The following is a 13,198-nucleotide window of genomic DNA, read 5'->3' on the forward strand; positions in this document are numbered from 1 at the left end:
AGTTCTATAAAAGATTTAATTGTTAAGAATATGGCACAACTAGCACAACGCGTTAATTACTAAATTTTATATTGGATAGAGACCTTTAAGTTTGCCGTCCCACAAAATTTAACAGCATCATCAATTTGGAAACTATCTTATCGATCTTTCGAAAAAAATTCAAACGATGCGATGATGATCGCGAAATTTCACGATTCTGTTAAATTGTCGTTTGAACAACTAATATGATTGTCTTGAATGTTAGAATAGGCCTAAATTGATTTGAAAAGATGTGTAGGCATGGACACAAAACTAACGAGTAAAATGACTTGGGTTCAAATCGTTGCGGCAATTGTTTTTTGCTTATTTGCGGTATTCTTAATTAATCACAATGATGGCTTATATGCCCAGCCGATTTATCAGGTAACCAGTGTAAAAAGTGGTAAGACGACTCGAATGACTGACGAGTTTCATAATGTCGATCACTATCATGTGCAGACCCTTTATGGGAAAATCACAAACGGCAAATACGCGGGGAGAAAACTGTCAATTAATAATGCGTATTCGGATTCTCACGCGATGGATCACCATTATTTGAAAGGCCAAAAATTATTTATTACCTTACATACAACTCCCAGGCTTCACGCCACGGTAAAAGACTTGAAGCGGGATGCACCAATTGCTCTCTTGTTTGCCCTTGCAATTAGTTTGTTATTTCTAATTTTAAAGTTACGAGGAATTACTGTCATTTCCAGTATTGTCATTAATACGATTTTATTCTGGATCGCAATTAAAATTGATCATAACAATGATGGCGCGGCGGTGATCCTTATCTTTAGTGTGTTAGCTGTCGTCTTTTGTTTTGTGACCTTATTTCTCGTAATGGGATGGAATCGCAAAATGTTGGTAACTTTAGCGGCAGTCCTTGGCGCGACCGCAACGACAATTTTACTGACCCTGTTAGCCTTTATGGGGACTCATGAGCGGGGTGTTTATTATGAGTCGATGCAGTACGTGACTCAATTGCCCAAGCCACTGTTTATTGCGGAAGTACTGATTGGTGTTTTAGGGGCGGTCATGGATGAAGCAACCGACATTATCGCATCGTTGGCAACTTTAAAACACGAACGACCGCAGTTGACTAAAATGCAACTCTTTAATTCTGGTCGCCAAATTGGTAAATCGATTATGGGACCACTGATTAATGTCTTATTCTTTATCTTTATGGCGGAAACCTTACCAATGACATTGCTATATTTGAAGAACGGGAATAGCTGGCAATACTCATTTTCAATGAATATGTCGCTAGGAATGACGTCGAGCTTGATTAGTGGGATTGGCATCGTGCTAACGGTGATTCTGTCAAGTTTGTTTGCGGGCTTATGGATTAAAGGAGATGATCGCTAATGGGAGCTATCACAGCGTTAGGGATTGTCTTATTGATTTTGATGATGATTGTTGGCGGCAAACAAGGCATCACATCATTTTTAAGCATGGTTGTCAATTTTGGAATTTTATTTTTCAGTATTGTCCTGATTGCGTTTCATATGCCGCCAATCCTCGTGGCCGTTGTGGCAAGCGCCATTTTATTAGCTATTACGATTTTTTGGAGCGATGCGAGTGACAATGCATCGGTCACGGCATTCGAAGCTTCGGTCATTATTTTAATTTTGTTAATTGCCATTATTATCCCGATTGAATATTGGGCTCAGGTGGGTGGCTTTGGTTTAGAGGACAGCGAAGAATTGGAAGGCTTATCAACGTACGTGGGCATTGATTTCACTAAAATCGCGATTGCCACGGCCATTCTAAGCTCACTGGGTGCCATTGCCGAGGCCGCAATTGCGATTGCCTCCGGTTTGGATGAAATTATCACCCAACACCAATTGATTCGGAGTGAACAGCTATATGTGGACGGGATTGTCATTGGCAAGCAGATTATCGGTACCGCGGTTAATACCCTGTTCTTTGGCTTCTTCGGCAGTTCACTGGGCTTGTTTATTTGGTTTTACAGTTTAAACTATTCGTTTGGTGAAATCCTAAATGATAAGGTGTTCGCAGCAGAATTAATTGCCATTGTCGTGTCACTGATTGGGGTGGTGACAACAATTCCGATTACAACATGGATCATGAGTTTGAAGTTGAAACGGAAGACCGCAGCTAAATGAGTCATTTTTTTGTTTCATATTTGCTTTGTAATAGTTATGATTACACAAAAGAGACCGGAAAAATCATGATTTCCCCGGTCTCTTTTATGTTACTGTAAATACAAATGTGATGGCGCAATGCTTTTAGCTTAAAGTTTACAGTAGTCAGTGCAAGTTACGATTCATTAAAAAGCGAATTGATTCAGCTTATAGTAATTTGTTTTTGTGTTGCCAATGTAACAACGACTGACGATGACTGCAGAATCAACGTACTTGGAATTGGAATTGTTATTTCTTGGGTTGATTGTGACTAAATGATGGTTGGTGTTGATGACTTTTAAGCGGTATTGATAGCGACCACTGGCGTTGATATGCGTGCTTGGCAAACCGGCAATTTTAGTCGTCGTATATAGATATGTGATATTTCCTTTGGTCGTTGATTTTTGAACCTTGGCCGTGCTGAATGGTTGACTAATTTTACTGCTGCCGATTGCCGGCTGACCTTTGAGAAATTCCAAGTAACCATCGGTGGTAACCCGAACTGCGTTTTCTTTAGCCTTCACAATCTGATTGCTGGCGGGATACTTAAATCCCTGCCAAATAAATCCATAATTGATGGACCAAGCCATTTGATTTGGCGAATAATACCGCAAATAATTAGGTGCGGTCACCTTTTTAAAGTTCTTAGTCGTTGCCCAAATGCCGGCAGTCAGCTGTTGGTTATGTTTGGAAGTGATAAACGGTTTTCTAAGTGACCAGCGTAATTGATTCGTATCAATGCTGACATAGGGATAACCGGTTTTGGCACCCTTGGAAAGGCCGCTTACTTGAAAAACGGTTCCTTTGGGAATGGTGATGTTAACGTCATTGAAATAACTATTGGTGGTGTGAATTGTTCGGTTGGTCATCAAGAAGTCCTGATTGGCAACGTTTGAAAGAAACCGGGTTTGGGCTGATGCCGTGGTGGTCAATGTGAGCGTGCTGACTAACGCGATGGCACTCGCTAAGCAGCAAGTAAAAATCATTTTAAATTTTATCAATTTTAATCATCCTTCTTAAAATTTTGTGGTACTTGTCCGGTGGTACCAATCCTGATTACCAATTTTTGAAACATATTGGTGAGTCAATTCTTTCACATTATTTTCGTTGGGAATGGCGGTAACGGTTGCCGCACTGAGCCAACGGATTGTCAACGTATAAGTGCTACCCGTGGTTTTTTGAAAGGGCAGTGGTGAAAATGATGAGTTGAAGACCATTATGTCCTTACCGCTGCCACCGGGATGAGTGGCACTTTGCACCTTTAAGGCTGCTGTTGGTTTTTTAGAGACTCGGTAGACAAAGGGGGATTTGACAAAATATTCCAGGTAGCCATCGGTAGTTACCCGCAATCGGTTACCACTTTGGGAAGCATAATCGGCGGGAAGGGTGTCACCCTGCCATAAATTACTGTTGGTGCTGAAATACCGGTTGTTAACGCGTTTTTTGCGAACATTGGTATTGTAATAGGATAAGTAAACGGGTGTCTTGATTTGTTTAAAGTTGGCTTTGGTTGCCGGAATCCAACCGCTGAAATTGCTGGTTACTTTTGAACTTAGCAACGGCTTGCGCAACCGGTAGCTGAGTTGCTCGGCATTAATGTAAATATATTTTCGACCAGCCTGATTTTTAACCTTAGCGGCTTGAACAGTGGTTCCCTTTGGCAGGGAGAGCTGAACTTGTTTCTTGCTGTTAGTAGTATGAATGGTTCGCTGGGTTGTTAAAAAGCTGTTTTGGATGACTTTAGCGTCTGCAGTTGTGGTTCCTAAAAGAACGGATCCAATCAGAAATGTTAATCCAGCAGTCAGTCCTAAACTTAAACGGGTGATGACTTTCAAAATAGTGAGCCTCTTTTCGTAGTTTAGGTTAATTGTAGCAGTGGTTGGCTGTCGCGGCAAAATCTTTTGGGATCGGAAAACATTTTCAAATATTAACAAGATTCTGCAACATTCATGACAAATAACGGCCATTGAAGCGGTTGAACAATAAATTATTGTCAGTTTTTAGTAAATGACGTAAGCGGATTCAAGAAAGGGTGTACGCTTAAGATAAATTTGCTTCGTAAAGTGAGGATGACGATTATGCAAAATAATGAAACTAAATTAAAACCAACTATCGAACCGATTTCTCAAGCAGCCAGAAAAGCCATGCGAGAAAAAATTGACAATTTAGCAAAACCAGTTGGCGGTTTGGGCAATTTGGAAGTGTTAGCGGTTGATCTTGCCGGGATTGAGCAACGGGTTGAGTTACAAACTGAAAAACGTTGTTGTTTAGTTTTTTGTGGTGATCATGGTGTTGAACGGGAAGGCGTTTCGGCAACCCCACGGCGAGTCACAGCAATGCAAGCCGTTAATATGGCAGCGGGCCATTCAAGCGTGGCGGCGCTGGCAAAGGCGAATCATTGTGAGGTTAAAGTGATTGATGTCGGAATTGACGCTGATATTTTGGATCAGGCGGTCATCAATTTGAAGATTCGTAAGGGAACCAATAATTTTCTCGAGAAACCGGCAATGACCCGTGATGAAGCGATTCGAGATGTCCAAGCAGGTTATGACGTGGCGGCTCAGGCAATTCATGAGGGTAACCAGATCCTATGCGTTGGTGAACTTGGCATTGCCAATACCACGGTGTCTTCAGCAATGATTGCATCGTTGCTTTCACTGCCGGTTGCTGATGTGGTGGGCCGTGGTTCTGTGATTTCCGATAAGCGGCTGGCTCATAAAATCGATGTGGTTGAAAAAGGGTTGGCAAAATGGCAGCCGGATCCAACTGATGGTTTAGACGTTTTAAGTAAAGTTGGCGGTTTTGAAATTGGTGCAAAGGCTGGCGCAATGATTTGTGCGGCGGCGCATCATGTCCCACTCATTATGGATGGTTTTATTTCGTATGCTGCCTTGGCTTTGGCTGAAGCGATGTGTCCGGGAATCCAGAGGTATGTGATTGCATCGCACGCAACGCGGCAGGCAGGAACCAAAGCAATTTTGAAGAAGCTGGGAGTCACACCAATGTTTAATCTGGGAATGGCAACCGGAGAAGGTAGTGGCGCGGTGGTAACGTTGGCTTTGATTGACGATATCCAGTCAGTATTGAAAAATATGACGACTTTGGAGGATATGGGGGTGAATTTCACGGCGTAGAGTGCAAAACCGAGCGTTTAGCTTCCAGAATATAAGGCACTTAAACCCAGATTCTTGTTTTGAATCTGGGTTTAAGTGCCTTATATGGCCGGAAGCTGCTCGGCTTTTGCACGTTTTGACTAAGTAATAAGGGTGATTCGCAGTCAGCAAACAATATTCCTGGTTTGGGAATATTGTTTGCGGGGGCTTATATGGCCGGAAGCTGCGGTTGCTTTGCACGTTTCAACTAGATAACAGGGAGATTTACAGTTAAAAAGCTCAAAACGAAGCCTTATATGGCCGGAAGCTGCTCGGCTTTTGCACGTTTTGACTAAGTAATAAGGGGGATTCGCAGTTAGCAAACAATATTCCTGGTTTGGGAATATTGTTTGTGGGGGCTTATATGGCCGGAAGCTGCTCGGCTTTTGCACGTTTTGGCTAAGTAACAAGGGTGATTCGCAGTCAGCAAACAATATTCCTGGTTTGGGAATATTGTTTGCGGGGGCTTATATGGCCGGAAGCTGTCCCTTTTTACACGTTACACACGTTGATCATAATATTTTAACGTTAAGGTTTCGACGACATTTCGATACGACAGGCAGAGATAAAGAATGATTAAAACTCGTGTGGTGCTAAACGTAAAGTGAATGGGGATGAAGACGCTCATAATTCCGATAATTGAGACAATCAATAGTAAAAAGTCATCGTATTTTTGAGTTATCGTATTTGATTTTGCCAAAACGTAATTCCAGCGCTCGTCATTTTGATACTTTATCCCTTGGTCTGCCTTATATTTTGCAAGATAAAGGGTGAAGAAGAGTGAAACTAGAACTAAACATACGATGATAATTTGATCCATGGCTATACCTCCGCTTTATAAAAGATGTCAGTGATAGAAACGTCAAACGCCACTGCAATATCAAACGCCAATTCCAGGGATGGTGTGTACTTATACTTTTCAATTGAAATAATTGCTTGTCTGGAAATGCCAACTTTTTTGGCGAGCATGGCTTGTGTCCAGTCGCGTTCAGCCCGGAGTACTTTGATTCGATTTTTAATCAACAGCAATCCTCCTCATTCAATCCAATGCAAATCTATTTGTAAATTATGGTAACGAACCCGTTATATTATGTCAAGAGATCATTACTATGATTTTGATGAATAAGTGCCAAAATAATCACTATTACCCACAAATTATCCTGTCAAAATGCTTTGACATCCCCGATTGCCAGGGGATTTTGGCGGTAAGTTGACGTGAATTGGCCTATGCTAAAAATGAAGCAGGGCAAATGCTTTAAACCGAAAATTGAAAGTGAGTGGTAACCATGCTGGAAGATAATGATTTTATTATTCGTCAAATTCGGGCAGCTGCTGAAGGGATGGCTTATATACTGGGTCATGGAAAGTCGACTGGACGGACTGAGATTGTTTTTCCACAGGATCAACGTCAGAAATTACCACATCAAAACGAGTTGCAACAATTAATTGATCAGCATCAGTATGCTCAGGCAGCAGAACGGCTTTTAAAATACCAGCGGACCATGGCAGATCAAGATTTTGTCAAATTAGGAAATTGGTTTTACGATCAAGTGAATTTGTCTAATCAGACCAACCACCCGAGCGAGGATCTGTCCAAACAAACCATTATGGCCGGACTAAGACAATTGAGTCGACTTAAGTTGGATGCTGATAAGGCGCCCAAAACAACTAGGTAAATTAAAAAGCCCATGATTTAATCCCTTGGTAAAAGGCGGTTAAATCATGGGCTTTTCAGTTTTGATAAAAGCTTCGAATAAGAAACAGGTAGGCAATGAATCAGATTATTCACGAATTTGGCCATTGCCGCGAATCACATATTTAGTCGTTGTTAATTCGTTAAGTCCCATCGGACCGCGGGCGTGCAGTTTTTGAGTACTAATGCCAATCTCGGCACCAAAACCAAATTGAAAGCCGTCGGTGAATCGGGTTGAGGCATTGACATAAACACACGCGGAATCAATTTTATCTAAAAAGGCTTGACCATTTTGATAGTTGTCGGAAATGATGACTTCAGAGTGACCGGTTGAATATTGATTGATATGATCAATTGCAGCTTGCTCGTTATCAACTACCTTAATTGCCATAATCAAATCGTTGTATTCAGTCGACCAATCGTCCTCGGTAGCTGGTTTGATTGAAGAAACAATTTGCCGGCTCCGATCATCACCCCGTAATTCAACGCCGTGATCCTGAAGTGCCTTGGCGATATCTGGTAATAAGGTTTCAGCGACATCTTGGTGAATTAATAATTTTTCGGCAGCGTTACAAACTGAAGGTCGTTGCACTTTGGCGTTAACAATGATATCAATCGCCATTTGTTTTTCAGCAAATTGGTCAACATAGATGTGGCAATTGCCGGCGCCAGTTTCAATGACCGGGACCGTTGCGTTTTTGACAACTGCCTGGATTAAACCTGAGCCACCACGGGGGATTAAGACATCAACGAATTGATTGAGATGCATTAAATCATTGGCCGTTTCATGACTGGTATCATGCAGAATCTGAATGACATTTTCGTCAAGATCGTTGGCAATTAAAACGTCTCGCAGAACTTGAGCCTGTGCCAAATTACTGTTGAGAGCTTCTTTACCACCTCGAAGAATAATGGCGTTACCACTCTTAAATGTGAGTGCGGAGGCATCGACCGTGACGTTTGGTCGAGCTTCAAAAATCATCGCAATGACGCCAAGTGGCACCCGTTTCTGCTCAATCTGAAGGCCGGCATCGTTTTGCCAACCCTTTTCAATATTACCAATTGGATCCGGCAGGGCCGCAACTTGACGTAAGCCAGCGGCCATATCAGCGACGCGCTGCTCAGTTAATTTTAATCGATCAGTAAATTTAGCCGGCATGTCAGAAGCATTAGCCAAATCCTTTTGGTTGGCGGTTAAAATATCAGCCGTATGCAGGACTAATTTATCGGCAAATTCATTTAAAATCAGATTTTTAGTGACGGTGTCCAGTAAATTCATTTTATAAGCAGCTGCCTTGGCATTTTTACCAATTTGAATAAGTTGTTCATTCATGAGTAACGCCCTCCTTTAATTGTGGGGTAGTCCTGGAAAATAAGGTGCCAACTTGTTTGCCAGCCAAGATATCAAGGATGACCCGTGGATCCTTTCCGTTGGCCAGCACCATTTGCCGATCTTCATCCAACATGCGTTTTGCGGCTAATAATTTAGTCCGCATCCCGCCGGTACCAAACCGGCTGCCTGTGCCACCGGCGACTGAAAAGTCTTCATCGTCAATTTTAGATACCTGGTTAATTAGATTGGCATTCGTAAATTTCTTAGGATTTCGGTCGTAAAAGCCGTTAATGTCTGACAGAACGACTAGTAAATCAGCATTGACATGACTGGCGACAATTGCTGACAATTGATCGTTATCACCAAAGGTTGTTTTATGGTCCAGCTCGTCGGTAGCGACGGTGTCATTTTCGTTGACAATCGGGATCACATTGTCGTTAAGTAAACAATTGAAAGTGTTCATGACAAACTGATCGCTTTTGGGGTAGTCAAAAACATCGTGGGTTAATAAGACTTGGGCAATGTTTGTCATGTAATGATTAAATCGTTGGGTGAACAAGGTCATGAGTTCTGATTGGCCAATGGCAGCCAGAGCCTGTTGAGCACCAATTTCAGTTGGCCGTTTTTTAAGATGCATTTTATTTAGGCCAACGCCAATTGCGCCGGAAGAAACTAAAATCAGTTCCTTTCCCTGATTGTTCAGAGCGCTTAAAGTGTAAGCCAGCTGGTCGAATGTTTCAAAATTGATGGCGCCGTTGGGATAGATTAAGCTACTGGTACCAACTTTGACAACAATTCGATTTGCAGTAATAATTCGATTTTCCATAGAGATCACCTGATGTTTATTATGATTGCGAAAGGAGAAACAGATACTGAATCGTCATGCTTGAAAATTAGGATATTAAAAAAAGCCCCACTTTGAATGAGTTGAGACACCCAATTGCGGGCGGTACCATTCTCATTCAAAGCGAGGCTTCACACTTTTACATTGTTAACGGAAATATCCGTGTCAGATTAAGACAATTTTATTCGAAGGTAGGATTCATGGACTAAAACGCCTTTCAGCTTTTGGCGAATTCTCTTAATTGCCACTACTTGATCTTCTAAAACACCGTAATCATATATTACTTACTATCAACTTGTCAACTGAAATGGTTCTTATTCCAAATTAAGAGCCTTTTCGTAGACCCAATATTTCGTGGCGCCGGAGTCGCTGCTGAAGCGGATTCGGTACCAGTGATGGCCGTTTTCTTTAGTGCTGTCGTTGTCAATATAAACTTTCTTGCCAACAGTTGCACCTACTGATGCCCATGAATAAGATTTAACATTTGCCCGCGTATTTTTCACGTGGTTGTACAATTTGTATGACTTGTACGTGTCTCCTAATAACGCGTTTTGGTCAACTGATTTGTAGGTGACTTCATCGTAAGCCTTTTTCTTTTTTACATTTGCTGTAATGGAACCGCTCGTGCTGTCGTCACTCAAATTATCATAGTTGGTTTTGACTAGTTGATAAAATTGAGCCATGGTATAGGCGCCGCCGAAATAGGCTTTACCCATGGAGGAATAATAACCGTTTGGATCAGTATGATCAGAGCCTCCCAGAAATTTTGAAACAGCCTTGTGAGACCAGACCGTCCCCTTGCCATCATAGGCAGCATCGTTGGGCTTTAACCCATATTCATCCAAAGTATAAGCGGTGTAATACGCAGCATTGGCAATTTCGTGGGCAAACGCGGACTTACTGTGAACGCGAACTTGTTCAAACTGGACAAATCTTGCGTTAGCCGGATATCCGGCTCCCCAAGCAAGATAGTTTGTGTTTGCGATATTGATAATTCGGCTGGCATCAACGAAAGTGTGAACGAAAGCGGCACTGTAGTTCTTTTTCATGTAGGCAATTTCGTTGTAGATGGTTGAGTTGGGGTTTGCGGTTTCGTGAACCACAACGCCCTCGGGTTTGCCAACGCCATTCCGATATTTATTCTTTGGAAAGCCGTTCCAAATTGAGGAGGTGACACTGGCATGGCCAATATCATTGCTGGAGATGTAGCTGTTAACACTGCTGGCAGAGGCGTGTGATCCGGAAAATGAGAACATGCCAATGACCGCGAATGACAGAGAGCAGACTGCTGCTAGTAGACTTCGTTTTTTCAAAATAGTTTCCCCTTCAGATGTGTGAATGTGATTGTCTAAGTTTCGATTTTAATGGTTTATTTTTTAAGATTTTAGGATTTAACGCTGATGCAAAACGGTTGGTTGGCGTTCGTTACGTTTTTACTTAACTGAGCGGTGGCTAAATTCCCCCGACACCAATAACGTTGTATGTTAAATATTTACATCGGTTAACTTGTACGCTGTTTAATATAAACGATAACGACTAGTCGTTTCAAGCCGCAAAAAAGCCCGCAAATAGCGAATTAACGCACTATTGCGGGCTTTGTCGAACTAGTTATCAATCATATTAAGAGTTGTTGACAAAAGGCTTAAGAAACACGTCAAACACTGATGGGGCATGTGTTTGCGACTGTAATAATTCATTTTTGGGATAGCTTGGCAATGTGTAACTTTTGTTGGCATTCAGGGCAGATTCCGGTAACTTCAAGCTGAGTACCTGTGATCAGATAACCAGTTTTGTTCCGGGTAAAGCTTTGGACATGTTTAACCAACTCGGGATACTCATCATCAAAAATATCGATGATTTTTCCACAGTTTTCGCAAATCGCATGGTAATGGGGCATTCCAAAATAATCGTAACGAATTCCGCCGTCATTATTTGGCAGTTCGATGACTAGTCCATTGTCCACGAGTAATTTTAATGTATTATAAATTGTGGCCACACTTAAATTGGGCAGCTTGGTTTCAATGCCGTCACGAATGGTGTCAACGGAGGGATGATTATGGTGGGTAATGAGATAATCCAAGATAATTTCACGTTGAGGCGTTATTCGAATTCCTTGCTTTTTGAGCTGAGCAAGTGACTGTTTGAGTGCTGTACTGGTCATTAATGAATTCCTCCTCAGGAAAGAAAAGTGTCTAATCCAAACACAGTTGAAAATCTGGTGCTTATTAAAAATAACTGGTTCTTACTTTAGAATAATTCTAATATAGTTTAACGAAATATTCAATGATATTGGCATAATTAATGGGATAATCTTAAAATACCTTAAAATTAGTCCAAATAGTCACAAGTCTAAAATAAAATGCTTTTGGTCGTTGGTCTTAAACTGGTTTTCAATCAGGCTTTTTTGAACGACATCGTTAGGAACTGATAAATTAACCTGGAGTTGATTGAAGTTAAAATGATCGGCTACAAATTGAATTGATCGACGAACAATTTCACCGAGGGCTTCTGAGTGTGCTTGATCAACAATAAAATCCAACTCACCGATTTGGTTAGGGTGGTCGAAACCGGAAATTGTGATGATTCCAACAAAAGTTTGGTTGTTTGAATCGGTGACGCCCCAAGTTAATTGTTTGTCGTTCATAACCTTCTGCATAATGTGGTTAATCCGTTTGACAGTATCCAGAATTTGGGTTGGCAGCTTTTCGGCGGCAACAGTTGAGATATTTGGATTGGTATAGAGATTATCGACTTGTTTGACTGGTGTTTGGGTCAACCAATCAAGCGTATAGTGGGAAGTGAGAACTGGGTGGAATTTTTCAAATGATGTCATGATTTTTAATCCTTTCGTGAAAAAGCTTTCAAAGCTATTTTGGTTAAGTTCGTTCTGTGGCATAATGTAACTATAAACTAATTCTGGAGGAAAAATATGATCGAAAAATATTTAATTGGAACATATACCAGACGAATCAGTAAGGGTGTCTATCAACTTGAATTAGATACCGATAATCAGAAGTTGCAAAACCTGACCTTTGTTGGCAGCGCCATTGATCCAACTTATGTTGCCGAGTCCAGCCGTAAGCGCATTTATGCGATTACCAAGGTTAAGGATGATAAGGGCGGCGTGACTGGCGGCTTCCATGAATGGGATGGCAACCGGGATGATTTTCCATTAAAACCAATTGACACGGTGCATGATCAAGAAACATCACCAGCTTACATTGCTGTTGATGAAGCCCGGCGCCTTGTTTTTACAGCTAATTATCATGCTGGTATTGTCTGCACGTATAAGATCGCCGAAGATGGGACAATTTCGTTGGCTGATCGGGTGATGGACAAAGGCACCCTCGGCTTTCGTGCCGAACAACAGGATGGGCCACATCCCCATTTTGTTAATTTAACACCGGATAATCGGGTAGTTGCCGTCGATTTAGGTGTTGATAAGGTTTATCTCTATGACTTAAACGATGCCGGTAAATTGACGCCACACAGTGAATTGCAAATGGAAGATGGGTACGGTCCTCGACACATTGCCTTTGACCAAAAGAAGCATGTTGCTTACCTAGTTGGCGAATTGAGTAGTAATTTAGCTGTTTTGGACTATGATTCAACCAAAGGTGAATTGAAAGTCCGGACGATTTCATCAACGATTCCCGATGATTGGACAGAACACAATGGTGCTGCCGCAGTTCGGGTTTCAAAAGATGGTCGTTTTGTCTACGTTTCTAACCGGGGTAATAATTCAATCGCCGTCTTTAGTTCAGATGATAACGGTGATGTTCAATTAGTGCAACGAATTTCAACTGAAGGCGATTTTCCAAGAGATTTTAACTTTAGTGACGACGAATCGTTTGTTATTTGTCTCAATCAAAATTCAGATAACGCAACGTTGTATACGCGTGATGCTGAGAGCGGGAAGCTAACGATGATCCAGAAGGATTTTGCCGTTCCAGAAGGTGTTAGCATCTTACGTAAAAAGTAAATTGGCTAATTAATAATAAATGATTGTTT

Annotated in this window: 14 protein-coding genes; 5 read left to right on the plus strand and 9 right to left on the minus strand. The window is 41.6% G+C overall.

Translation table 11 applies throughout. The features are described from left to right. Positions 1 to 279 precede the first annotated feature (279 nt). Together FC85_RS13200 and FC85_RS13205 are read left to right on the plus strand one after the other, a co-directional pair. A complete protein-coding gene (locus tag FC85_RS13200; RefSeq protein ID WP_057865988.1) occupies positions 280 to 1,386 on the plus strand; it encodes a YibE/F family protein in 1,107 nt (368 codons plus the stop codon). After that, entirely contained in the window at positions 1,386 to 2,147 is a 762-nt protein-coding gene (locus FC85_RS13205) for a YibE/F family protein (protein WP_057865989.1), read from the plus strand. The genes FC85_RS13200 and FC85_RS13205 overlap by 1 nt, the downstream gene beginning before the upstream one ends. Before the next feature lie 164 nt (positions 2,148 to 2,311). Here FC85_RS13205 and FC85_RS13210 read toward each other — a convergent pair whose 3' ends face one another. Together FC85_RS13210 and FC85_RS13215 are read right to left on the minus strand one after the other, a co-directional pair. After that, complete coding sequence (locus tag FC85_RS13210; protein ID WP_057865990.1) at positions 2,312 to 3,166, minus strand: hypothetical protein; 855 nt, start codon at positions 3,164 to 3,166, stop codon at positions 2,312 to 2,314. 15 nt (positions 3,167 to 3,181) lie between these two features. Beyond that, the gene (locus tag FC85_RS13215) at positions 3,182 to 4,000 is read right to left on the minus strand and encodes a hypothetical protein (protein WP_225427625.1); all 819 of its coding nucleotides are present in this window, start codon (positions 3,998 to 4,000) and stop codon (positions 3,182 to 3,184) included. A gap of 243 nt (positions 4,001 to 4,243) precedes the next feature. Here FC85_RS13215 and cobT point away from each other — a divergent pair, with 243 nt between their 5' ends. After that, positions 4,244 to 5,299, plus strand: coding sequence for a nicotinate-nucleotide--dimethylbenzimidazole phosphoribosyltransferase (cobT, locus tag FC85_RS13220; protein ID WP_057865991.1), 1,056 nt, complete (start codon positions 4,244 to 4,246; stop codon positions 5,297 to 5,299). A 517-nt stretch (positions 5,300 to 5,816) separates the two neighbouring features. Here cobT and FC85_RS13225 read toward each other — a convergent pair. Both FC85_RS13225 and FC85_RS13230 read right to left on the minus strand, forming a co-directional pair. Next, entirely contained in the window at positions 5,817 to 6,137 is a 321-nt protein-coding gene (locus FC85_RS13225) for a hypothetical protein (protein ID WP_057865992.1), read from the minus strand. Between the two features lie 2 nt (positions 6,138 to 6,139). Next, entirely contained in the window at positions 6,140 to 6,340 is a 201-nt protein-coding gene (locus tag FC85_RS13230) for a helix-turn-helix transcriptional regulator (RefSeq protein WP_057865993.1), read from the minus strand. A gap of 263 nt (positions 6,341 to 6,603) precedes the next feature. Here FC85_RS13230 and FC85_RS13235 point away from each other — a divergent pair, with 263 nt between their 5' ends. After that, a complete protein-coding gene (locus tag FC85_RS13235; RefSeq protein WP_057865994.1) occupies positions 6,604 to 6,993 on the plus strand; it encodes a DUF6483 family protein in 390 nt (129 codons plus the stop codon). 105 nt (positions 6,994 to 7,098) lie between these two features. On the opposite strand, the gene FC85_RS13240 is transcribed toward FC85_RS13235, so the two are convergent. The 5 genes from FC85_RS13240 to FC85_RS13260 form a co-directional block, all read right to left on the minus strand. Continuing rightward, a complete protein-coding gene (locus tag FC85_RS13240) occupies positions 7,099 to 8,343 on the minus strand; it encodes a glutamate-5-semialdehyde dehydrogenase (protein ID WP_057865995.1) in 1,245 nt (414 codons plus the stop codon). After that, positions 8,336 to 9,169 (minus strand): glutamate 5-kinase, encoded by an 834-nt coding sequence (gene proB, locus FC85_RS13245; protein WP_057865996.1) that lies wholly within the window; start codon positions 9,167 to 9,169, stop codon positions 8,336 to 8,338. Before proB ends, FC85_RS13240 begins: the two co-directional genes overlap by 8 nt. Positions 9,170 to 9,501: 332 nt before the next feature. Further along, entirely contained in the window at positions 9,502 to 10,500 is a 999-nt protein-coding gene (locus tag FC85_RS13250) for a peptidoglycan recognition protein family protein (RefSeq protein WP_057865997.1), read from the minus strand. Positions 10,501 to 10,880: 380 nt separating this feature from the next. Next, on the minus strand, positions 10,881 to 11,348 hold the full coding sequence (locus FC85_RS13255) for a Fur family transcriptional regulator (protein WP_057865998.1): 468 nt from the start codon (positions 11,346 to 11,348) through the stop codon (positions 10,881 to 10,883). A gap of 180 nt (positions 11,349 to 11,528) precedes the next feature. Next, positions 11,529 to 12,020, minus strand: coding sequence for a GNAT family N-acetyltransferase (locus FC85_RS13260; RefSeq protein ID WP_225427626.1), 492 nt, complete (start codon positions 12,018 to 12,020; stop codon positions 11,529 to 11,531). 96 nt (positions 12,021 to 12,116) lie between these two features. Here FC85_RS13260 and FC85_RS13265 point away from each other — a divergent pair, with 96 nt between their 5' ends. Further along, positions 12,117 to 13,169, plus strand: a complete 1,053-nt coding sequence (locus FC85_RS13265) for a lactonase family protein (protein ID WP_057866000.1) — start codon at positions 12,117 to 12,119, stop codon at positions 13,167 to 13,169. Positions 13,170 to 13,198: the final 29 nt, after the last annotated feature.

It is taken from the genome of Lentilactobacillus diolivorans DSM 14421, from assembly GCF_001434255.1.
GTDB classification, from domain to species: Bacteria; Bacillota; Bacilli; order Lactobacillales; family Lactobacillaceae; genus Lentilactobacillus; species Lentilactobacillus diolivorans.

Coding starts and splice junctions, on each gene's coding strand:
- proB (WP_057865996.1), bottom strand. CDS start 9,169: ATGGAAAATCGAATTATTACTGCAAATCGAATTGTTGTCAAAGTTGGT.
- FC85_RS13205 (WP_057865989.1), top strand. CDS start 1,386: ATGGGAGCTATCACAGCGTTAGGGATTGTCTTATTGATTTTGATGATG.
- FC85_RS13240 (WP_057865995.1), bottom strand. CDS start 8,343: ATGAATGAACAACTTATTCAAATTGGTAAAAATGCCAAGGCAGCTGCT.
- cobT (WP_057865991.1), top strand. CDS start 4,244: ATGCAAAATAATGAAACTAAATTAAAACCAACTATCGAACCGATTTCT.
- FC85_RS13255 (WP_057865998.1), bottom strand. CDS start 11,348: ATGACCAGTACAGCACTCAAACAGTCACTTGCTCAGCTCAAAAAGCAA.
- FC85_RS13235 (WP_057865994.1), top strand. CDS start 6,604: ATGCTGGAAGATAATGATTTTATTATTCGTCAAATTCGGGCAGCTGCT.
- FC85_RS13265 (WP_057866000.1), top strand. CDS start 12,117: ATGATCGAAAAATATTTAATTGGAACATATACCAGACGAATCAGTAAG.
- FC85_RS13260 (WP_225427626.1), bottom strand. CDS start 12,020: ATGACATCATTTGAAAAATTCCACCCAGTTCTCACTTCCCACTATACG.
- FC85_RS13225 (WP_057865992.1), bottom strand. CDS start 6,137: ATGGATCAAATTATCATCGTATGTTTAGTTCTAGTTTCACTCTTCTTC.
- FC85_RS13200 (WP_057865988.1), top strand. CDS start 280: ATGGACACAAAACTAACGAGTAAAATGACTTGGGTTCAAATCGTTGCG.